Annotated in this window: 21 protein-coding genes and 5 tRNA genes; 22 read left to right on the top strand and 4 right to left on the bottom strand. The window is 28.0% G+C overall.

Annotated elements, in window-relative coordinates; all coding sequences use genetic code 11:
* Positions 1–4: 4 nt before the first annotated feature.
* Both AMRN_RS06850 and folP read left to right on the top strand, forming a co-directional pair.
* Entirely contained in the window at positions 5–643 is a 639-nt protein-coding gene (locus AMRN_RS06850; RefSeq protein WP_099310183.1) for a DNA polymerase III subunit delta', read from the top strand.
* A gap of 1 nt (position 644) precedes the next feature.
* Entirely contained in the window at positions 645–1,457 is an 813-nt protein-coding gene (gene folP / locus AMRN_RS06845) for a dihydropteroate synthase (RefSeq protein ID WP_099310182.1), read from the top strand.
* Here folP and AMRN_RS06840 read toward each other — a convergent pair.
* Positions 1,454–2,284, bottom strand: coding sequence for a prephenate dehydrogenase (locus tag AMRN_RS06840; RefSeq protein WP_099310181.1), 831 nt, complete (start codon positions 2,282–2,284; stop codon positions 1,454–1,456). The genes folP and AMRN_RS06840 overlap by 4 nt on opposite strands.
* A gap of 107 nt (positions 2,285–2,391) precedes the next feature.
* On the opposite strand from AMRN_RS06840, the gene bamA reads away from it, so the two are divergent.
* From bamA to AMRN_RS06810, 6 genes are all read left to right on the top strand, one after another.
* Positions 2,392–4,644, top strand: coding sequence for an outer membrane protein assembly factor BamA (gene bamA / locus AMRN_RS06835; protein ID WP_228150782.1), 2,253 nt, complete (start codon positions 2,392–2,394; stop codon positions 4,642–4,644).
* Positions 4,644–5,711, top strand: a complete 1,068-nt coding sequence (locus AMRN_RS06830; RefSeq protein ID WP_099310179.1) for a dehypoxanthine futalosine cyclase — start codon at positions 4,644–4,646, stop codon at positions 5,709–5,711. Before bamA ends, AMRN_RS06830 begins: the two co-directional genes overlap by 1 nt.
* A 68-nt stretch (positions 5,712–5,779) precedes the next feature.
* The gene (locus AMRN_RS06825; protein WP_099310209.1) at positions 5,780–7,018 is read left to right on the top strand and encodes a M16 family metallopeptidase; all 1,239 of its coding nucleotides are present in this window, start codon (positions 5,780–5,782) and stop codon (positions 7,016–7,018) included.
* 1 nt (position 7,019) lies between these two features.
* The gene (locus tag AMRN_RS06820; RefSeq protein ID WP_099310178.1) at positions 7,020–8,297 is read left to right on the top strand and encodes a glutamate--tRNA ligase family protein; all 1,278 of its coding nucleotides are present in this window, start codon (positions 7,020–7,022) and stop codon (positions 8,295–8,297) included.
* Positions 8,294–8,575: a YggT family protein gene (locus AMRN_RS06815; protein WP_099310177.1), complete on the top strand. Its 282-nt coding sequence runs from the start codon at positions 8,294–8,296 to the stop codon at positions 8,573–8,575. Before AMRN_RS06820 ends, AMRN_RS06815 begins: the two co-directional genes overlap by 4 nt.
* A gap of 1 nt (position 8,576) precedes the next feature.
* A complete protein-coding gene (locus tag AMRN_RS06810) occupies positions 8,577–10,256 on the top strand; it encodes a lytic transglycosylase domain-containing protein (RefSeq protein WP_099310176.1) in 1,680 nt (559 codons plus the stop codon).
* On the opposite strand, the gene AMRN_RS06805 is transcribed toward AMRN_RS06810, so the two are convergent.
* Positions 10,219–10,701, bottom strand: coding sequence for a hypothetical protein (locus AMRN_RS06805; protein ID WP_099310175.1), 483 nt, complete (start codon positions 10,699–10,701; stop codon positions 10,219–10,221). The genes AMRN_RS06810 and AMRN_RS06805 overlap by 38 nt on opposite strands.
* Positions 10,702–10,779: 78 nt before the next feature.
* Here AMRN_RS06805 and mobB point away from each other — a divergent pair, with 78 nt between their 5' ends.
* The 5 genes from mobB to AMRN_RS06780 are packed head-to-tail and all read left to right on the top strand — an operon-like array spanning position 10,780 to position 15,282.
* Positions 10,780–11,286, top strand: a complete 507-nt coding sequence (mobB, locus tag AMRN_RS06800; RefSeq protein WP_099310174.1) for a molybdopterin-guanine dinucleotide biosynthesis protein B — start codon at positions 10,780–10,782, stop codon at positions 11,284–11,286.
* A 1-nt stretch (position 11,287) separates the two neighbouring features.
* Entirely contained in the window at positions 11,288–12,133 is an 846-nt protein-coding gene (locus tag AMRN_RS06795) for a class 1 fructose-bisphosphatase (protein WP_099310173.1), read from the top strand.
* The gene (locus AMRN_RS06790; RefSeq protein WP_079579843.1) at positions 12,123–12,335 is read left to right on the top strand and encodes a hypothetical protein; all 213 of its coding nucleotides are present in this window, start codon (positions 12,123–12,125) and stop codon (positions 12,333–12,335) included. The genes AMRN_RS06795 and AMRN_RS06790 overlap by 11 nt, the downstream gene beginning before the upstream one ends.
* Positions 12,336–12,349: 14 nt before the next feature.
* Positions 12,350–14,290 carry a methionine--tRNA ligase gene (gene metG / locus AMRN_RS06785; protein WP_099310172.1) on the top strand — a complete coding sequence of 647 codons (1,941 nt, stop codon included), beginning with the start codon at positions 12,350–12,352 and terminating at the stop codon, positions 14,288–14,290.
* Entirely contained in the window at positions 14,290–15,282 is a 993-nt protein-coding gene (locus AMRN_RS06780; protein ID WP_099310171.1) for a peptidoglycan synthetase, read from the top strand. The genes metG and AMRN_RS06780 overlap by 1 nt, the downstream gene beginning before the upstream one ends.
* Here the strand turns inward: AMRN_RS06780 and AMRN_RS06775 are convergent, their stop codons facing one another.
* On the bottom strand, positions 15,283–15,939 hold the full coding sequence (locus AMRN_RS06775) for a S24 family peptidase (RefSeq protein WP_099310170.1): 657 nt from the start codon (positions 15,937–15,939) through the stop codon (positions 15,283–15,285). It lies immediately after the preceding gene.
* Positions 15,940–16,269: 330 nt separating this feature from the next.
* Between AMRN_RS06775 and AMRN_RS06770 the strand changes: the two genes are divergently transcribed.
* The 4 genes from AMRN_RS06770 to pckA are packed head-to-tail and all read left to right on the top strand — an operon-like array spanning position 16,270 to position 21,254.
* Positions 16,270–16,509 (top strand): OadG family protein, encoded by a 240-nt coding sequence (locus AMRN_RS06770; protein WP_099310169.1) that lies wholly within the window; start codon positions 16,270–16,272, stop codon positions 16,507–16,509.
* 6 nt (positions 16,510–16,515) lie between these two features.
* On the top strand, positions 16,516–18,300 hold the full coding sequence (locus tag AMRN_RS06765; protein ID WP_099310168.1) for a biotin/lipoyl-containing protein: 1,785 nt from the start codon (positions 16,516–16,518) through the stop codon (positions 18,298–18,300).
* Between the two features lie 14 nt (positions 18,301–18,314).
* Complete coding sequence (locus AMRN_RS06760; protein ID WP_099310167.1) at positions 18,315–19,643, top strand: sodium ion-translocating decarboxylase subunit beta; 1,329 nt, start codon at positions 18,315–18,317, stop codon at positions 19,641–19,643.
* A 30-nt stretch (positions 19,644–19,673) separates the two neighbouring features.
* Complete coding sequence (gene pckA / locus AMRN_RS06755; RefSeq protein WP_099310166.1) at positions 19,674–21,254, top strand: phosphoenolpyruvate carboxykinase (ATP); 1,581 nt, start codon at positions 19,674–19,676, stop codon at positions 21,252–21,254.
* A 70-nt stretch (positions 21,255–21,324) separates the two neighbouring features.
* Here the strand turns inward: pckA and AMRN_RS06750 are convergent, their stop codons facing one another.
* Positions 21,325–22,356: a bifunctional 3,4-dihydroxy-2-butanone 4-phosphate synthase/GTP cyclohydrolase II gene (locus AMRN_RS06750; protein WP_099310165.1), complete on the bottom strand. Its 1,032-nt coding sequence runs from the start codon at positions 22,354–22,356 to the stop codon at positions 21,325–21,327.
* Positions 22,357–22,467: 111 nt separating this feature from the next.
* Between AMRN_RS06750 and AMRN_RS06745 the strand changes: the two genes are divergently transcribed.
* From AMRN_RS06745 to AMRN_RS06725, 5 genes are all read left to right on the top strand, one after another.
* Positions 22,468–22,542: transfer RNA gene (locus tag AMRN_RS06745), tRNA-Gln, on the top strand.
* 9 nt (positions 22,543–22,551) lie between these two features.
* Positions 22,552–22,628 (top strand) — tRNA-Met (locus tag AMRN_RS06740).
* A 16-nt stretch (positions 22,629–22,644) separates the two neighbouring features.
* Positions 22,645–22,721: transfer RNA gene (locus AMRN_RS06735), tRNA-Met, on the top strand.
* 108 nt (positions 22,722–22,829) lie between these two features.
* Positions 22,830–22,906: transfer RNA gene (locus AMRN_RS06730), tRNA-Thr, on the top strand.
* Between the two features lie 7 nt (positions 22,907–22,913).
* Positions 22,914–22,988, top strand: a tRNA-Gln gene (locus tag AMRN_RS06725).
* Positions 22,989–23,007: the final 19 nt, after the last annotated feature.

Here is a 23,007-nt window from a genome sequence, read left to right as displayed (position 1 = left end):
TGTAATGACAAATATAAACGATATAAAAGTGGATTCATCAACTATATTAATAGTAAATAGTATAGAAGATACTCTTTCATATCTTTTATCAACTTTGCCAACGCATTCAGCTAGAGTTATAAAAAATGAACAAAAAGATGAGTTTTTATTAGCTCAAGCAAATGCAGCTGTAAAAGAAGCTTATATTGCTACAAATAGTAAAAAATATCTTATATTATGTGGTACAACATTTAGAAGTGAAGCTCAAAACTCTTTATTAAAGGTATTAGAAGAACCACCAAAAAATATTGTTTTTATTATTGTGACAACAACAAAGTCAACAATATTACCAACAATTTTTTCAAGAATGCCCCATAAATATTTAAAAAAATCACAAAATTTAAATTCATCTAAATTGGATTTATTAAGACTTGATTTAAAAGATATTTATAATTTTTTAAAAGAGAATCAAAAAATCTCAAAAAATGAAGCTATTTCAATAGTTGAATCAATGCTTTTTAAAGTAAAAGAACAAAATATAAACTTAACACAAAAAGAGCTTGATATGTTTTCAAATGCAATTAAATTAATTAATTTAAATTCACGTCCTATAAATGTATTAACAACTTTGCTTTTAACAATAAATAATAGAAAAAGATTTTAATATGAAAACAAATAAAACAAAAATAATGGGTGTATTAAATGCAAATGAAGACTCTTTTTTTAAAAATAGTAGATTTAGTGAGTCTCAAGCAATAACTAGAATCGAAGCTTTAATAACTGATAAAGCAGATATTATTGATATTGGAGCAGTATCAAGTAGACCTGGAAGTATCCCTGTGAAACCAGAAATTGAATTACAAAGAGTAAAAAATATAGTAGATTCAATCTATGAACAAAAGCTTTATGAAAAGGCGATTTTCTCTATTGATTCATATGAACCTTTAGTAATTGACTATGTTTTAAATAAAGGTTTTAAAATAGTAAATGATATTACAGGTTTACAAAATGAAGAAGTTATAAAATTAACTGCAAAATATAATGCAACTGCAGTTATTATGCATATGCAAAATGATCCAAAAACAATGCAAGAAAGCCCTACTTATAAAAATGTCATCTTAGAAGTAGAAGAATTTTTAAAACAACAAACACAAAAAGCAGAAAGTTTTGGTCTTAAAGATATTATTTTAGATGTAGGAATTGGCTTTGGTAAAACCTTAGAACACAATTTGTTACTACTAAAAAACTTAGAACATTTTAAATATATGGGGTATGAATTACTAATTGGAGCAAGTAGAAAATCAATGATTGATAAAATAGTAACTTCATCAATTGAACAAAGACTTCCTGGAACTCTAGCAATTCATTTAGAATCAATCAACAAAGGAGCATCAATTATTAGATGCCATGATGTAAAAGAGCATTATCAAGCAATAAAAGTTCAAGAAGCTATAAATACACAAGAAGAGATACGTTAAAGTATCTCATGTAAAGTATTGGCTTTTGCCATCCACTTTTCTAGTTCTTCATAATTTTCATCTTCAACCATTTTTCTAACTTTTTTCATATGTTCTTCAAATAAATCGATTGAAGTTAAAAGATTTTTTCTATTTTGTTTAAAAACATCACTCCACATTCTAGGACTTGACTTTGCAACCCTACTCATATCTTTAAATCCACCAGCAGCTAAGGCAATAATAGATTTTGGATCTTCATGTCCCATAACTGTATTTGCTAAAGAAAAAGAGATAGCATGTGGCAAATGAGACATAAAACAAGCATGAACATCATGTTCATCTGCATCCATTACTACTATTCTCATTCCAATTCCTTGGAATATTCTAAATGCTTTATTTACATGCATATTTCCATTTTTTTCTAAGTTACACAATACTACAGTTTTACCCTCATATAAATCATCAATTGAGGCTTTTGGTCCAGACTTTTCAGTACCTGTCATAGGGTGTGCTGGCACAAAGTTTTCTCTAATTTTTTCAGGAATATTTTCTACTATATACTCTTTTGTTGAACCCATATCAATAATAGTAGTCTTATCATCAATATCTAAAAAAGATGGAAACATCTTAATAATTCCATCAACTGGAATTGCTAGTATAATAACATCAGATTCTTTTTTTAAAGTTTCTAAATCTACAATTTCATCAACTAGTTTTAATTCTAGTACATCTTTTTTGTTTTTTTCACTATTTATGTATCCTAGAACCTTCTTTGCAATCCCATATCTTTTAACTGCTTTTGCTAAAGAACCTCCCATTAGTCCTAATCCTACTATACCTATATTCAAAATTTTCACCTTCTAAAATAATTATTTAAACAATTATATCTTAAACATGCTATAAAGTTTATTTAGATATATTAACCACTTTAATTATAAATGTAATAAGGATTAATGTGAAAAAGAGACTTACCTTACTATCTATGACGTTAGCTACACTACTTCATGCAGAACAGATAAATTCAATTGAATATGTAAATTTAACAAAAATTTCATCTAAAATAGCAAGTGAAACACTCAATTTAAAAGCTGGTGATGAGATAGATGTAAATAAGATAAATAAAGCAATTAAAGAGTTTTATAAATTTGGATATTTTGATGATATTTCTGTAAAAGAAGAGAATGGAAAGCTTCAGTTTCTTTTTAAAGAGAAACCATCAATTGCAAACTTAGATATATATGGATACAAAACTAGAGAAGAAGATATTGATAGTTTGAAAGTTTTAATGGGACTTAGAAAAGGTAGTATGTATTCTGCCCAAAGAGCAAAAAATGCAAAAGAGATACTATTAAAAGAGCTTGAAAAAGAAGGTTATATCAACTCAATTGTAGAAATCGAAGTTGAACCTATTACTGAGGGTTCTGTTTCACTTACATTTAATGTAAATAAAGGTGATGAAATCGTAATTAAAAATGTTAATTACGTAGGAGCTAAAAATCTTGATAATTCTAATTTTGAGAATGTAACGGCAAATAAAGAAAAAGATTATATTTCTTGGTGGTTTGGACAAAATGATGGAGAGTTAAAACTTGACCAGTTATCTTATGAAAGTCCAAGAATCAATGAATTATATTTTCAAAATGGATACTTAGATGCAAAAGTAAAAGATCCTTTCTTAAAAGTTGATTTTGCTTCAAATCAAGCAAGACTTGACTTTTTCATTGAAGAAGGACAACAATACACAACAAACTCTATTACTATTTATATAGATGAATCTATATTAAAATCAAAAGAGTTATATCCAGAATTAAAACTTAAAAAAGATAGAACATTTAATATTTCTAAATTAAGAGATGATGTAGAATATATAAAAACACAAGTTGCAAACTTAGGATATGCCTTTGCACAAGTTAAGTATGATATAAAAAAAGATGAAAAAAATGCAACAGCAGATATTATACTTAATGTTATTCCTGGTAAAAAAGTTTACATAAATGATGTTAAAATTTCAGGAAATTCAAGAACATTAGATAGAGTTATTAGAAGAAATGTATATTTAGCACCAGGGGATCAGTTTAATCTTACTGATTATAATGACTCTGTTTCTAAGTTAAAAAGAACTGGTTATTTTGATGATGTACAAGTTCAACAAAGAAGAGTTTCAGAAGATAAAATGGATTTAGTGGTTAAAGTTATTGAAGCAAGAACAGGTAATTTGATTCTTGGTGGTGGATATGGTTCATATGATAAGATGATGGTAAATGCTGCTATTAATGATAATAATATATTTGGGTCAGGTCTTAGCCTTGGTTTATCAACTGAACTTTCAGCAAAAAAATCAAAATTCCAATTTAGTTTAAGAAACCCTGCAATTGCAGATACTAAATACAATGGTGATGTTGAAATTCATAATACTGTTACAGAAATTGGAAGAGATGTTTATGACTTAGATAAAAAATCTACTGGATTTTCTATTGGTGCAGGAAAAGAGTTCTTTAGAAACTTTTATGCAGGTGCAAGATATAGACTTGATTTTATTAAAGAAGAGTATGATTATGAAGATGATTTCAAGAAAATCGAAGGAAAAAATTATTACAAAGATACTGATTATTTAACAAGTTCAATTACTCCTTATTTAAACTTTAATAATACAGATGATTTTTATTTACCAAAAAATGGTATAAAAACAGGTACATCATTAGAAATTGCAGGTTTAGGAGGAGATTCAAAATATGTTGAATCAAGTTCATATTTTAAATATTTTTATTCACTAGAAGATAAATTTGATTTAGATTGGATTTTTAGATATAAAACTAGCTTAAAATTTTTAATAGACAATGGTCAAATAAATCAAGGTGATTCACTATACCTTGGTGGTCCTAAAACATTAAGAGGGTTTAAATCTTATGCATTTGGTCCAGATAATGAAGATGGAGAAATACAAGATCCATATAAAAGAATGTTTGCAAACTCTATTGAATTAAGTTTCCCGCTTGTTGATAGTGCAAAAATGAGATGGGCAGTATTTTATGATTACGGGATGATTGGTGAAGAAAACTTTGATGATATCACAAGATCTTCAACAGGTGCAGTATTTGAGTGGGTATCACCAGTTGGTCCACTTCAATTAATATTTGCACGACCACTTGATGATGAATCTGGTGATGATACATCATCATTTGAATTTTCTTTAGGAAGTAGTTTTTAATGGTTAAACCAATAAATTTAGACAAAAGATTATCAAAAGAAGAGGCATTAGATTTAATACAAAATGCTTCTTTAAACGAATTAGGTAAACTTGCAAGTCAAAAAAAGACACAACTTCATCCAGATAAAATTACTACATTTGTAGTTGATAGAAATATCAATTATACAAATGTTTGCTGGGTTGATTGTAAGTTCTGTGCTTTTTATAGACACAAAAAAGACGATGAGTCATATGTTTTATCATATGAACAAATTGATGAAAAAATCGAAGAGTTACTTGCAATTGGTGGTACACAAATACTTATGCAAGGTGGAGTTCATCCAAATTTAAAAATTGATTATTATGAAGATTTAGTTGAACATATTCATACAAAATTTCCACAAATCACTCTTCATAGTTTTTCTGCGATTGAAATCACATATATAGCAAAAGTATCTAAAATATCAAAACTTGAAGTTTTAAAAAGACTTCAAGCAAAAGGTCTTAGTTCAATTCCAGGTGCAGGTGCTGAAATACTTAGTGATAAAGTAAGAGATGTAATTGCTCCAAAAAAAATTGATGTTAAAGATTGGATTGAAGTACATAAACTTGCACATTCAATTGGAATGAAAACAACTGCTACTATGATGTTTGGTACAATAGAAAGTGATGAAGATATAATTGAACACTGGGATTTAGTTAGAAGATTACAAGATGAAACACAAGGATTTAGAGCATTTATTATGTGGTCTTTCCAAAGTGCAAATACAAAACTAAAAGAAGAGATACCTGATTTGAAACCTCAATCTTCAAATAGATATCTAAGATTATTAGCAGTTTCAAGACTATTTTTAGATAATGTTCCAAATATTCAAAGTTCTTGGGTTACACAAGGATCATATATAGGTCAACTTGCTTTAAAATTTGGAGCAAATGATTTAGGAAGTACTATGATGGAAGAAAATGTTGTAGCAGCAGCAGGAGCTAGTAATTGCATGAATCAAGATGAAATGATTACTCTAATTAAAGACATAGGTGAAAAACCTGCTAAAAGAAATACAGCTTATGAGATCGTAGAGAGGTATTAAACCAAATTATGAAAGCAATAAAACTATTTAAAAGTGTTATTACACTACTTAGTTTACAAGGAATTTTAATGAGCGCACAAATAAAACATATAGAGATTAATAATACAAAAATTCCTGTAATATTTGAGAAACAAACAAGTCTGCCAATTTTAAATATGCAACTTGTTTTTCAAAATTCAGGTTCAATACAAGATGAGAATTTAAATGGTATTGCTTCATTTTCAGCTAAATTATTAAATGAAGGTACTAAAAAACTAGGTTCAACAAAATTTGCTTCAGAATTAGAAAGTAATGCAATTTCATTAAATGTTGCAAGTGGTTTTGAAACATTTGTTATTGAATTGTCTTCTCTAAAAGAAGTAAATGAAAAAGCATTTAAACTTCTAAAAAAATTATTAAAAGATCCAAACTATGATAAAAATGTAGTAGAAAAAATCAAAACTATTCATATTGGTTCTTTAAAGAGAAAACAAAATGATTATGATTATGTTGCAAAAAATCAATTAAAAGATATCTTATTTAAAGACACGGTATTGCAACACCCTACTTCTGGAACAATTGAATCTATTAATAATATAAAATTAACTGATGTCAAAAAGTTTATCGATAGTACATTCAATCTTTCAAACTTAATTATTGTTGTTGGTGGAGATATTGAGTTTAAAGAGCTTGAAAATAAAATCCAAACTTTATTAAAATCAATGCCTGCAAAAGGTAAAAAAGAGTTAAAGAAAGTTGAAATAACTGCAAAACCAATTATCAAAGAACTTAAAAAACCAACAGAACAAGCATATATATACTTTGGAAGTAAATTTAATGTAAAAGCACAAGATGAAGAAAACTACAAAGCAAAAGTTGCTTCATTTATTTTAGGTGGTTCTGGTTTTGGTTCAAGATTAATGGAAGAAATACGTGTAAAAAGAGGATTGGCATATAGTGCTTATGGATATGTATCAATAAATAAGTCACACTCATATTTTACTGGATACTTACAAACAAAATTAGAAAGTGCAAAAGAAGCACGAGAATTAGTTGCAGAAATTGTAAAAGATTTTGTACAAAAAGGTGTTACTCAAGAAGAACTTGATGCAGCTAAAAACTTTTTAACAGGAAGTGAGCCTTTAAGAACTGAAACATTATCACAAAGATTAAATAGAGCATTTAATCTTTATTATAAGGGATTAAAGCAAGATTATCCTCAAAAAGAGTTAGAAAAAATTCAAAGTTTGGAACTTGAAGATTTAAATAATTATATAAAATCTCATAAAGAAATTATAGATTTATCATTTTCAATTGTAAGGAAGTAAATTGTTAAGAATAGCGTTAAGCCCGACAAAAGATATTGATTTAGAAGATTTAAGAATTGCATTACTTAACTATATTATTTCAAAAAAAACAGATGAAGAACTTGTAATTAGAATAGATGATGCTAATAAAGATAAAAATATTGAAGGAAAAGATAAAGAGATATTAGAACTTTTAAATCTTTTTTCAATAGAGCACTCAAGAGTTATTTATCAAAGTGAAAATATTAAATATCATCAAAAATTAGCAATGCAACTAATGACTCAAAAAAAGGCTTTTTCTTGTTTTTGTAGTGATACAAAACTTAATGAGTTAAAAGAGAGTGCAAAAAAAGAAGGAAAGAATTACAATTATGATGATTTTTGTGCAAATCTTTCAGATGAAATAATATTAGAAGTAAATGCAGCTTTTACAGTAAGAATTAAAAGACCTATTGATAATATAAAACTTATTGATTCTTTTAATGGTGAATTTGATTATACACCAAATGATATTGATTCTTTTATAATTTTAAACCATGATAAAACTCCTACAACAGAGTATGCTTGTGCTGTTGATGATATGATTTATGATATTACTATGGTTATAAATAAAAAAGAGCATATATTAAGTGCATCTAGACAAATTCATATAAGAAACTCTTTAGGCTATAAAAAAGATATAAATTACATTCATCTGCCATCAATATTGAATGAAAAAGAAAATTCAAACTCTATAAAATGGCTAATTGAAGAAGGTTTTTTACCAGTAGCAATTGCTAATTATCTTGTTTTTTTAGGAAATGAAACTCCAAAAGAAATTTTTACATTAGAAGAAGCTATTCAATGGTTTGATATAAAAAATATATCAAATAAAAAAGTAATTTTTGATTTTGAGAAACTCAAAACTATTAATAAAAAACATTTAGAATTAATTGATGATTTAAGACTATCAAAACTTTTAGGTTTTGCAGATACTGATATTGGTAAATTGGGAAAATTATTTTTAAGTGAAACAAGCACTTTAAATGGAATCAAAGAAAAATTAAATCTAATATTTAGTAAAAAAAATCTTTGTAAAGATTTTGAAGATGAATCTAAACAAATTATCAAATGTCTAAAAGAAGCTCCGCATATTGATGACTTTAATAATTTCAAAAACTATATTACTCAAAATACTGGATTAAAAGATGATTCTTTATTAATGCCTTTAAGATATTTATTAACAAAAGAAGAAAATGGAGTTAATTTAAGTGATATTTATCCTTATATTAAAAACTATTTAGGAGAAATTATAAAATGATAGATGCATTATTAAGTTCTGTTTTTACAGTTATTCTAGGAATAATATTTTTATATAAGTGGGTGATTATTATATCTGCCATTTTATCATGGGTTAGACCAGATCCTTATAATCCAATTGTTCAAATGTTACATAGGTTAACTGAGCCTGCATATGCGTTTATAAGAAAATATATTCCAACAGTCTTTGGAGGAATGGATTTAGCACCAGTTATTGTTATTTTTATTCTAATTTTCCTAGAAACATTTTTAGGAAAGTTATTTACAGGAATGATGTAAAATGAAAAAAATTCTTTGTTTAGTTTTTATTACTACATTTATATATGCAAACAATATAGAAACTAACAAAGAATCAATTGGGAAAAAAACTATTGATAAACAACAAGGGTTTAATATAACTCTTGATTGGCTAGAACAAAAACCAAAAACCATAACAAAAGACTTTTATATACTACAATATTTAAAACAAGATATTACACCAGATGAGGCATCAAAAGCATTAAGTATGGTAAAATATGTTTCAAATCAAATTTTTTATGCTTTTGCTAAAAAATTTAATCATGATGAAACAACTGCAGTTGTTCAATGTATGCAAGCAAGTGCTAAAGAGCTTATAAATACTTATGATGATTGTATAAAAGCTGGATTATCTTTATATAAAGCTACAAAATTATCTCAAGTTGAATTAAATGAAGCTATTTTAAAAGTAAAAGATAAATACCCTACTTTTGCAAATAAACTTAAAATTTTAGCTTCATCAATACCTTTTACTAAAACTATCTCAACTTCAATTGACAATTTTTACGATATTTATTTAAAAACTGGTAGTCAATTTAAAATGGATTTTTTTAATTATAAACTTCCTAAAAGTACTTTAAATAAAATAAAAAAAGATAAAAGAGTAGAAACTTTAATAAAATACTCTATTACTAATCCACAATTAGATCTTTTAAGTAAATCTTTTTTAGGTATTGATGATACAAACTTTAAATCTTTAACATCTTTTTTTCTAGCACTTAATGAAATAAATAATGAAAATTTAAAACAAGCATTAATTTACTTATCTAACTCATATAAGAAAGCTTATAATGATTATGGAAAAAATAGAGCTATTTTTTGGAAATACTTAATCACTTATGATAAAAAGTTTTTAGAAGAGTTATCTTCTTCAAATAATCTTGATATATATTCTCTTTATGCAAAAGAACTTTTAAATAAGAAGCTTCATAACATAGTTTATGATATTTCGTTAAAACAAAATGAAGCTATTTCAACTTTCAATACTAATGATCCATTTTCATGGGTTGACTTGATAATTAATTCAAAAAATATCAATAAAGAAAAACTAAAAGAGTATAAAACAATTTTTTCAAAAGAAAAAACAAAACCATACTTAGTTTATATTTTAAATAAATATTATAAATATACTAAACATTATTTTATTACTCCATATAAAAATTATTTAAACGAGTATTCTATTGAAAGAAAAGCTTTGATTTATGCAATTGCAAGACAAGAAAGTGGTTTTGTACCAGCTTCAATTTCAACTGCATTTGCACAAGGTGTTATGCAAATAATGCCATTTTTAAGTAAGCACATTGCAAAAAAACTTGATGAGCCATATGATATTTATAAACTATTTGATGCGAAAACAAACTTAAAATATGCAAACTATCATCTTGATAATTTAGAAAAGAATTTAGATAATCCTTTGTTTATTGCATACTCATATAATGGTGGATATGGTTATTTTAAGTATCAAAAAAAGTTAGGATTGTTCACAAAAAACAACGATTTTGAACCATTTATGAGTATGGAGCTAATCTCTTATGATGAAACAAGAGAATATGGTAAAAAAGTATTGGCAAATTATTATATTTATAAAAATCATTTAGATAATAAAAATGAATTTAAATTATCTTCTATTTTTGAAAACTTAATTGAGTCTGACCAAAATTAGTTTTTTCAAGTTTTAATATCATACTACCCTCTTCTTGTTTTTCAAACTCAACTTTATAATATCTTCCCCAAGGATTTTTTATAGGTAATGACTTTATTAATTCAGATTTTTCATCAACTAGTATTTTATCCAAAGCTTCTTTACCATTTAAAGTAATTTGAAAACCCTCTTGTAAAAAATTTTGTGTTTTACTATTTATTAAATAAACACCAATTAAAAACTCTTCTTTATTATTATTTAAATCCCTATTGATTTTATTTAAATAACTTGCAAAAAATTGTACTTTAGGTTCATTTGATATTTTAATATCACTTTTTTTAGTAAATTGAAGTGCATTAGAATTTCTTATATTCTCTTTTTTAAAATTTAATAATGCATGATTTGTTGTACAAGCATTAAAAAGTAAACTAGAAACAAAAAGACTAGATATTAAAATTTTTTTCATATATTATCTCCATATTTATTTGAGAAAGTTATTTTACACTAAAGATACTTTAACCATCATTTGGATAAAATCCAGCCTATGAGTAATAAGAAATATAAAAAATTAGCTGTTGCTTTTTCTGGTCCGTCAAATAGTGGAAAAACAACTTTAATAGTAAAGGTATCAAACATACTTCAAGATAAAGGCAATAAAGTATGTATTGTAAAACATGACCCAAAAGATAAAGCTAGATTTGATACTCCAGGAAAAGATAGTGATAAGTTTTCTCAAACAGGTGCAAATGTTGCAGTTGTTTCACCAAATAGAACAACTTTATTTAAACAAGAATCTTCTTCAATTGATGAGTTAATTGAGCTTTTTGGTGACTTTGACTATTTATTAGTTGAGGGCTTAAAAACTCTTCCTCTTCCTAGAATATCAATATTTAGAAACTCTTTAGATGAAAAATATTTTGATGTTACAGATGCAATAGCTTTTGATAAGACAATCAATAGTAATGATATTCCTTCAAATATTGATAAACTTGACTTAAATAACCCAGAAGAGATTATACAATGGGTAGAAAAAAATTCAAAGAGAGTATAAAATGACAGAGATTTTTGATGCTATAAAAAAATCAGCAATAGATATAAAGAATTTAATTGAAACTGGTGATACTAGTAAAAGTACAAATGAGAATTCAACTGGTGATACTCAATTAAAATTAGATATTGCAAGTGATGAAATTATAGAGGCAATTTTTAAAAATGTTTCTTGTATTAAAGCTATTGTTAGTGAAGAACAAGAAAAAATTGTACCTTTAAATGAAAATGGAAAATACTTAATAGCTTATGATCCTTTAGATGGTTCATCACTTGTTGATGTAAATCTTTCAGTTGGTTCAATTTTTGGTATTTATGAAAATGATTTCACAGGTAATAATTTAGTTGCTGCTGTATATGTTGTTTATGGGCCAAGGGTTGAACTTGTAATTGCCACAGATGATGTTAAAATGTATAGACTAATAAATAATGAGTTTAAATTTATGCAAGAACTTAAACTTAATGAAAAAGGTAAATTAAATGCACCAGGTTCTACACAAAACTGCTGGGCTCCTTTTCATAAAAAAATGATTGATGAAATTTTTGAAGATGGATATAGACTAAGATATTCAGGAGGAATGGTTCCTGATTTACACCAAATTTTATTAAAAGGTGGTGGTCTTTTTTCATATCCAGGAACAACTGATAGACCAAAAGGAAAATTAAGACAACTTTTTGAGGTTTTCCCTTTTGCTTATATTTATGAAAAAGCAAATGGACAAGCAATTGATGGATTTAAAAGAGCTTTAGAAGTAGAAACTACTCATATTCATGATACTACTCCTTGTTTTTTTGGTTCAAATGAAGAGATAAAAAAAGTTTTAAAAGTATATAAAGAAAATGCAAAATAATAATCCTAACGAAATTATAATTGATGAATGGGACTTAAAGCTAGAAGAAGCTTTAAAAGGATTAAAACAGTGCCAAAATTCAAAAGAGCTTGAATCTTGTAAATCTTGCTCTTTATTTTTTGAGTGCGAATTAAGAAAAAAATATGTATTAGCTGTTTATGAGTCAATGAATAAAGGCTCTGGCGGTGGATTTGAATTTTAATTAAGAGGTAAAAAATGGAAGAAACTTGTAAAAATGTATATATCACAACACCAATTTATTACGTAAATGACGTGGCACACATAGGTCACGCTTATACTACTATTATCGCAGATATGCTAGCAAGATACTCTAGGCTTACTGGTCATAACACTTACTTTCTAACAGGTACAGATGAGCATGGTCAAAAAATTGCTCAAAGTGCTCAAGCTAGGGGTAAAACACCAAAAGAGTATGCAGATGAAGTATCTGGAAAATTTAAAAAATTATGGGATGACTTTGATATTACTTATGATAAGTTTATTAGAACAACAGATGAACAACATAAACTAGGTGCTCAAAAAGCATTTGAAAAGATGTATGAAAAAGGTGATATATATAAAGGTGAATATGAAGGATTTTATTGTGTATCTTGTGAAACATTTTTTACAGAAAAACAATTAATTGATGAACAATTTTGTCCTGACTGTGGTAAGCCAACTTCAATAGTAAAAGAAGAGAGTTTCTTTTTTAAACTATCAGCTTATGAAGATAAACTACTAAAATGGTATGAAGAGAACGAAGATTGTATTTTACCAAGATCTAAAAAGAATGAAATTATTAATTTTGTAAAAGGTGGTTTAAGAGATCTTTCTATTTCAAGAACATCTTTTGAATGGGGAGTAAAACTTCCTGATTCTATAAATGAGCCAAAACATGTAATGTATGTTTGGCTTGATGCACTAATTAATTATATTTCAGCACTTGGCTATGGAGGAGATGAAAAAGAGTTTGATTTTTGGCCAGCAAGTATTCATTTAGTTGGAAAAGATATTTTAAGATTTCACTCAATTTACTGGCCAGCATTTTTAATGAGTTTAGAACTTCCTTTACCAAAACATATTGCAGCACATGGTTGGTGGACAAGAGATGGTGAAAAAATGTCTAAATCAAAAGGAAATGTAGTTGATCCAAAAGAAGTAGCTGATGCTTACGGATTAGATGCTTTTAGATATTTTATATTAAGAGAAGTTCCTTTTGGTCAAGATGGTGATTTTTCACAAAAAGCACTAATTGACAGAATAAACTCTGATTTGGGAAATGATTTAGGAAATCTTTTAAATAGAATTTCTGGTATGAGTGGAAAATATTTTGATTTTAAAATTGATTCTGCAAATGTAGAGAAATATCATAAAAAAGAGTTAGATGAAGTTAACTCTATTTTAGAAAATGTAGAAGAGTTAATCTTCAATATGCAAATCAATAGATATCTTGAAGAAATATGGAAAGTTTTAACAATAGCAAACAAAGCAATTGGTGATTATGAACCATGGACAAAAATGAAAGAAGGTAAAACAGATGAAGCTATGGCACTTGTAGCATTAATTACAAATATTATGGCAAAATGTGCAATTTTACTTCAATCTGTTATGCCTGAAAAAATCTCTAAGATTGCTCAATCTTTAGGAATAAACGTAAATACAGAGCTATATAAAGAACTAATAGTAAATAAAGGTTTATTATCAACTACTACAATTACAAAAGTTGAACAACTTTTCCCTAGAATTGAAGAACCTATATTAAAAGGTGCTCCAGAAGTTAAAAAAGACAAGAATGAAGTTGAACAAAAAGAAGAAAAAGAAGAAATAGATAATCTAATTACTATTGATAAGTTTTTTGAAACTACAATAAAAGTTGGAACAATTATTGATGCAGTTGAAGTACCAAAATCTAAAAAACTTCTAAAACTACAAGTAGATGTAGGAGAAGAGAAAAACAGACAAGTGTTAGCAGGAATTAAAGAGTTTTATAAAGCTGAAGAATTAATTGGAACGCAAGCTTGTGTTGTAGCAAATTTAAAACCAGCAAAACTAATGGGTATGTTAAGTGAAGGTATGCTTTTAGCAGCAAAAGATGAAAATGGTTTATGTTTAATTAGACCTGAGAAAACAAAAATTTCTGGAACTAAAATAAGCTAGTGAAAGTTTCATCAATAATCGATATTATAGATGGAGAGACACTAAACTCTCCTTCTATTTCATTTATTTATAATATTAAACTTGAAGCTTTAAAAGTAAAAGAAGGTGATCTTTTTGTTGCAAAAAATTTAGATGATATCAATATAGCAATAAATAATGGTGCTTTTTTAATATTAGTTGATTCAAATGTAACAGTTACAGATTTTGAGATTGCATGGATTAAAGTTAATAATTTAGATGAAGCCTTAGTTAAACTTATAAGATTTAAACTATCAAATTATGATTTATATGCGTACAATTGCGAAAAAACTGTTTTCAATTTTATTCAATGTCTTAAAAATTCTCAAAATACACAATTAAAACTTATCAAAAATATTAATGATGCATTGAAGATTTTGGATTATATAGAAGATAAAGATAAACTTATTTTTTGTAATAATAAACTCATGAATAATTTATATCCAAAAAACCAACAAATACAATTTGTAAAAAAAGAAGATATTAAAAATATAATTGAACATACTATTTTTGAAACATCATTTACTTATAAAGATATATATTTTCAAAAAATAAAAGTTTCAACACTATATATAAAAGAGTTACTTACAGCATGGGAGTTTTTAAATGATGAAGTAGATTTTTCAAAACTAAAAAACTCAACTTTACTTAGACCACTTTTTGTTGATAAATTTATAAATCAAACTGAATTTGGTAAAAGTAATAAATTTCTAATAATTCAAGAAAATATTGACTTTATTGAAGAAGAAATTAATTATTTAAAGACAAATTACAAATTTGGAACAAAACTTTTTATTACAAATAAGTATATAAATAATTTTTTTGCTAAACAAATAATTCTTGAAGATGCTTATAAAGTAAAAGAATACTTAAAAGAAAATCAATTTAATGCTGCATATTTGATTGGATATAAATATGAAGATATATTGGAATTAATAAACCAAAAGCAAATGCAAACTACACTTGCTTTTTAATTAATACACCATTCCAAAAGATCCTACAACTTTTCCTAAAATATTAATATCATTTGCTTCTAATATTTGTTTTGGATAATCTTTATTATCAGAGATTATATCTAACTGACCATCTACTCTTTGTTGAATTCTTTTGACAAAGAGTCCATGAATTGTTGTAAAAGCATATATTCCTTCTCTTCTTGAATCAATTTTAGTTTTATCTAAAAAAATAATATTTCCAGAGTTTAATGTAGGTTCCATTGAATCACCTATAACATTTATAGCATCAATATTTTTTAAATTTTCTTGTCCACCAAGCATTCGTATAAAATATTCAGGCACTTCTAATAACTCTAAACTTTCATCATCTTCATAGGCACCACCACCAGCACTTACTCTAATGTCTGGATAATATTTTATCCAATATTTATCTGTAGAATCTAATAAAGAGTTGGGATTTTGATTATATAGTAACCAGTTAATAGAAATTCTTTTTTTTGCACAAAAATCAAGAATATTCTGAAAAGGAATTTTTCCTCTATTTTTCATAGTAGCAAAATTTGCTTGACTTAATTCAAGTTCATTTGCAACATCTTTATCAAAAACCTTTCCTATTTTACCATCTGCACTAATTACATCTTTTAATTTCTCAACAATTTCGCTAACAAACAACATAAAATCACTCCATACATAAATTTTAAATAATTATATTACAATTTGAAATATTTTTCAATAGTTTTAATAAAAAATATTATAATTTGGCATAAAATTTCACAAAGGATTAAAAATGGGAGAAAAATTTTTAAATTTTACTGATTTTGTAATAGAAATTGCATATAAAATTGATATAATTATATATAAACTTGGAGAAAAAATTCTTTAAATGTTAACTTATTGAAAAAAATCCAAAACTTTAGTAAAAAAGTGGTCATTTATAAATTTTAATAAAGCTACTTTAATATAAAATTGTACTTACAAATTACAGTGGTAACCACGGAGAGTAATATGGAAGAAAATATAATAATTGAAGCACTCAAGTTTATGGTTTTAGGAATGGGAGTTGTATTCTCATTTTTGATAATTTTAATTTTTGTGCTTAAAGGGCAAGCTGCCTTAATAAGTAAGTATTTTCCTGAGAAGGAAAAACAACCTGTAAAAAAACCGCAAGCACCTGTTGCTTCTAATTCTACAAAAATAGCTGCTATCATGGCTGCTGTTCAACATCATGAAAATCTTAAAGGTTAATATAAAATGGCGAAGAAATATATAGATGTCATGGATACTACTTTTAGAGATGGATTTCAATCTGTCTTTGGTGGTAGAGTTCTAATGGAGGATTTCTTTCCAGCTGTTGAAGCTGCGAAAGATGCTGGAATAACTCACTTTGAGTTTGGTGGAGGAGCGAGATTTCAATCTTTATTCTTTTATTTAAGAGAAAATGCTTTTGATATGATGGATAGATTCAGAGAAATAGTCGGTCCAGATGCAAATCTTCAAACTTTAGCAAGAGGAATAAATACAGTTATGCTTGATACAGGTTCAAGGGAACTTGTTGAAATGCATGCAAAAATGTTTGCAAAACATGGTGTTTCTACTATTAGAAACTTTGATGCATTAAATGATGTTCAAAACTTGGAATATTCTGCTGAATGTATTAAAAAATATAGTTTAAATCATGAAGTTGTTGTAACCTTAATGGATTTACCTCCTGGCTGTGTTGGAGCTCATGATGTCCCTTTTTATGAAAAAACTTTAAGAAATATTTTAGATAGCAATGTACCTTATGATTCAATATGTTTCAAAGATGCTTCAGGTACAAGTTCTCCTCAAAAAATTTATGAAACTATTAAAATGGCAAGAAAACTTGTTGGTGATGATACACATATAAGACTTCATACTCATGAAACTGCTGGTGTATCAATAGCTTGTTATTTAGCTGCATTAGAAGCAGGAGCTGATGGTATTGACTTAGCTGCAAGTCCAGTTAGTGGAGGTACATCTCAACCTGATATTTTAACAATGCTACATGCAGTAAAAGGGAAAAACTATGATCTTGGTGGACTTGATACTGAAAAAATATTAAAATACCAAGAAGTTTTAACTGATTGTTTAAAAGATTACTTTATCCCACCAGAAGCTACTCAAGTATCTCCTTTAATTCCTTTCTCACCAATGCCTGGTGGAGCTTTAACTGCAAATACACAAATGATGAGAGACAATGGAACTTTAGATAAATTTCCAGATGTAATTAAAGCAATGAGAGAAGTAGTAGAAAAAGGTGGATATGGAACATCTGTTACTCCTGTTTCACAATTTTATTGGCAACAAGCATATGCAAATGTGATGTTTGGACCATGGAAACAAATTGCTCCAGGTTATGGGAAAATGGTTCTTGGGTACTTTGGAAAAACTCCTACAAAACCAGATGAAGAAGTAGTAAAATTAGCTTCTGAAAAATTAAAACTAGAACCAACTTCTGAAAATCCTTTAGATATAGCAGATAGAGATGAAAAGAAAACTATGGCATATTGGGAAAAAAGATTAAATGAAGAAAACATTGAAGCTACAGAAGAAAATATTTTTATTGCAGCTGCTTGCGATGAAAAAGGAATTGCATTCTTAAAAGGTGATAGTCCTTTAAGTGTAAGAAAAAATGAAAAAGTTTGTAAACAAGGGGAAAGTAAAAATATGAATAATGCTAGTGGAAACTACACTGTAGTAGTAGATGGACAAAAATTTAATGTAACAGTTGCAGAAGGTGATGCTAATATTCAAATTACACCTGCAGAAACATCATCAACACCTGTAGAAACATCAGGAGATCAACAAGAAGTTCCAGCAGCAGTAAATGGTAATGTTTGGAAAGTTTTAGTTAAAGAAGGTGAAAAAGTTGAAAAAGATCAAAAAATAATGATCTTAGAGGCTATGAAAATGGAAATTGATATTAATGCACCACAAGCTGGTACAATTTCAAAAATTTTAGTATCTCAAAATGAAGCAGTTGATGAGGGACAATCTTTAGCTATTATTAGCTAATAAATGGAGTAATGATGAAGAAAAATCTAATTATATCAATTTTTGTTTTTTTGATGAGTATCTGCAGTGTTAATGCACTTGCAGCTACTACAAGTCATGAAACTACACAAACTGAAAAAGCAGAATATGAATCAAGAACTTTACCAGAATTAATTAAGTCATTTTATCATACTACAGGACTTAACGCAATTATTAATCCAAAAGAAGGAGTAAAAGATTCTCATGGAGAAGACATGACTCTTTTTGCTCAAAGCTTTGGTAGAGTACTTATGATTATTATCTGTTTTGTACTATTTTATTTAGCAATTAAAAAAGGTTTTGAACCCTTACTTTTAATTCCAATTGGTTTTGGAGGAATATTAGCTAATATACCCATTGCAAATATTGCCGGTGATCATGGTATGCTTGGTATTATTTACAATATGGGTATTGCAAATGAATTCTTCCCATTACTTATTTTCATGGGTGTGGGAGCTATGACTGACTTTGGTCCTCTTCTTGCAAATCCAAAAACAGCTCTATTGGGTGGAGCTGCACAATTTGGTATATTTGGTTCTTTAGTTGGTGCAGTTGTACTTTCACAATATGTTCCAGGTATTGAGTTTAGTTTACAACAAGCTGCTGCTATTTCTATTATTGGTGGAGCAGATGGTCCAACATCTATTTTTATAGCTTCTGCACTAGCTCCTGAATTATTAGGTGCAATTGCTGTTGCTGCTTACTCATATATGGCTTTAGTTCCTGTAATTCAGCCTCCAATAATGAGAGCACTTACAACTGATGCAGAAAGAAAAATTAAAATGAGATCAATGAGGAAAGTTTCTAAACTTGAAAAAATTGTTTTTCCTATTGTTGTATTAGTGCTTACTTTACTTATTTTACCAGATGCATCACCACTTATTGGGGCACTTTGTTTTGGTAATTTTGCAAAAGAATCAGGAGTTGTTGAGAGACTTTCTGATACAATGCAAAACGCTTTAATTAACATAGTTACAATTTTTCTAGGGCTAGGAGTTGGTTCAAAACTTGCTGCTGAACAATTTTTAGTTGCTGAAACTATGGGAATTATGGTAATTGGACTAGTTGCATTTGCTGCAGGTACTGCTGCAGGGCTTATAATGGCTAAAATAATGAATAAAGTTAGTTCAAAAGATAATCAAATAAACCCTTTAATTGGTGCAGCTGGAGTCTCAGCAGTTCCAATGGCTGCTAGAGTTGTAAGCAAAGAAGGACAAAAATATGACCCTTCAAATGTTATGCTTATGCATGCAATGGGTCCAAATGTTGCTGGAGTTATTGGTTCTGCCGTAGCTGCTGGTGTACTTTTATCGATTTTTAAATAATAATATAATAATAGTAGGAAAGAAGTATAAATGCCTGATATAGAAAACTCACTTGGACTTGAAAATGTAGGGAAAGTTTATAGAAATCTTGATGTAGACACCCTAATAAAACACGCTGTTGACAATGAAGGTGCTAAAGTTTCATCAACTGGTGCACTAATGATTGATACTGGTATCTTTACGGGAAGAAGCCCTAAAGATAAATTTTTTGTAAATCAAGACCCCTCAAATAAATATATTTCTTGGGGTGATATAAATCAAGCTGTTACAAAAGATGTATATGAAGACCTATTAACAAACTCAAAGAAACAATTAAGTAATAAAGATTTATACATAACAGATGTTTATTGTGGTGCTAGTTTAGATAGTAGAAAATCTGTTAGATTTATTACAGAAGTTGCTTGGCAAGCTCATTTTATTCAAAATATGTTTATTGTTCCACAAACAAAAGAAGAATTAGACAATTTTAAACCTGATTTTACAATATATAACTCTTGTAAAACAATTGATAAATCATATGTAAGTCATAACTTACACTCAGAAGTTTATGTAGTATTTAATGTTGAAGAAAACTGTGCAATTATCGGTGGTACTTGGTATGCTGGTGAGATGAAAAAAGGTGTTTTCTCAATGATGAACTATTGGCTTCCTTTAGAAGGTAAACTTTCAATGCATTGTTCTGCAAATATTGGGAAAGATGGTGACACTGCCCTATTCTTTGGTCTTTCAGGAACTGGAAAAACTACATTATCTACTGATCCAAATAGAGCATTAATTGGTGATGATGAGCATGGATGGGATGATAATGGAATTTTCAATTTTGAAGGTGGTTGCTATGCAAAAGTAATCAATCTTGATGAAAGCTCTGAACCAGAAATTTTTGGTGCCATTAAAAAAGGTGCGATTTTAGAAAATGTAATATATGATGAAAATGGTGTTGTTGACTATACTGATGGTAGTAAAACAGAAAATACTAGAGTTTCTTATCCTTTAGAACATATAGAAAATCACACTCCTGATATGAAAGGTGGACATCCACAAAATATTATTTTCTTATGTGCTGATGCATTTGGAGTTTTACCTCCTGTTTCAAAACTTACTAGAGATCAAGCTATGTATTACTTTTTAAGTGGTTATACTGCAAAAGTAGCAGGGACAGAAAGAGGTATTACTGAACCTGTTGCTACTTTCTCATCTTGTTTTGGTGAAGCATTTTTACCATTAAATCCTACTGTATATGCTGAACTTTTAGGTAAGAAAATTGATAAACATAATGTAAACGTATTTTTAGTAAATACAGGATGGACTGGTGGCCCTTATGGCATTGGTTCAAGAATGAGTATTAAGAATACAAGAGCTTGTATAAATGGGATTTTAGATGGTTCAATTAACTCTTCTGAATTTGAAATGCTTCCATATTTCAATTTATTAATTCCTAAAACTTTAAGTGGAGTAGATACAGAAGTATTAAATCCAAGAAATACATGGGAAGATAAAGAAGCATATGATGAAACTGCAAAAAAACTTGCAGGAATGTATATAGAAAACTTTAAAAAATATCTTACTTTAGAAAGTGAATTTGATTTTACAACAGCAGGTCCACAACTTTAATAAGAACAAACAATTAAAAGAAGTAGTTAAAAAACTACTTCTTTTAGATTCAAAAGCTATTAGCTTCTAATTAACCTTCAATTTGTATCTCTTCACAAATTTCTAATCCAAACCCTTGAAGCCCAACAAATGAATGTTTACCTCCACTTGTCATAAGTTTTATTTTTTTGATATTTAAACTATTTAAAATTTGTGCCCCAATACCATAATCTTTTTGTGATTCTTTATTTGTTCTTTTATCACTTAAAAAGATAAGTATTCCACCTTTTGCTTGTAAGAAATTAATTGTTTTTAATAATGAATGTACTTTTTCACCATTTAAGAATAGTTCAATATCTGGGATAATTGTATGAAACTTTACATGTGATATGTCATTTAATTCTTTAAAAATTATTGCTGTATGAATATTTCCTAAATGATCTTTAAACTCTTTTTTTATTGCTTTTGAACCAAAAAAGTCCACTTCATTACTTGATGTTTCTTCTACTAGTTTTTCATGAGATAATCTATACTCTACTAAATCTGAAATATAAATTTGTTTTAACTTGTGTTTTTGTGCAAAAATATCTAAATCATCTCTTCTTGCCATTGTTCCATCATCTTTCATTATTTCACAAATAACAGCTTCACCATTTAAACCTGCAAGTTTACATAAATCTACACTTCCTTCTGTATGCCCAGTTCTAACTAAAACTCCACCATCTTTTGCGATTAATGGAAAAATATGTCCAGGTCGCACAAGTTCTTGTGGTTTTGATACAGGGTTAGCTAAAATTTTAATAGTATCATCTCTTTCTCCTGCACTAATACCAGTTGCTGCATCAACTGCATCAACTGAAACTGTAAATGCAGTTTCATAAGATGAAGTATTTGATTCAACCATTGGATTTAAATCTAATTTATTTGCTGTTTCTTTTGTAACAGATACACAAATTAAACCCTTTGCATTTGATGCCATAAAGTTTACTTTATCTGCTGTACTTAAAGCTGCTGCATAAACTAAATCACCTTCATTCTCTCTATCCTCATCATCTAACATGATGACCATATTTCCTTTTTTTATTTCTTCAATTGCTTCTTTTACTCTTTTTATAGCTGACATAATAACTCTTTTTTTATTTAATTTCTTCAATATTATATCAAAAAATCCAAAAAAAATTATAAAATACTTGACAATTTATTTTTTTTTGACTATAATTTCGAGACTTAAATTTGGGGTATCGCCAAGTGGTAAGGCAACGGCTTTTGGTGCCGTCATTCGTAGGTTCGAATCCTACTACCCCATCCACTTAAAAGACGCGGAATAGAGCAGTCAGGTAGCTCGTCGGGCTCATAACCCGAAGGTCACAAGTTCAAATCTTGTTTCCGCAACCAATCAAAATTTTAATATGTCAAGGTAGCTCAGCTGGCTAGAGCGCTGGTCTCATAAGCCGGAGGTCGAGAGTTCAAGTCTCTCTCTTGACACCATATTAAAATTTAAAATTCATCATTAAAAGTTTATTTTTTAAGTTTATTTTAATTATAATTCAATATAATTCCGCCTATAATTTTAAGACATATTAAAATTATTATTTTGCTGGTGTAGCTCAGTTGGCTAGAGCAGCTGATTTGTAATCAGCAGGTCGTAGGTTCAAATCCTATCACCAGCTCCATTATTATTGGGGTATCGCCAAGTGGTAAGGCAACGGCTTTTGGTGCCGTCATTCGTAGGTTCGAATCCTACTACCCCATCCACTTTTATAGTAGTAAATTG

Source organism: Malaciobacter marinus, from assembly GCF_003544855.1.
GTDB lineage: Bacteria > Campylobacterota > Campylobacteria > Campylobacterales > Arcobacteraceae > Malaciobacter > Malaciobacter marinus.
The sequence above is the reverse complement of the archived record's forward strand: the minus strand, read 5'-3'. Positions and strand labels throughout refer to the sequence as shown.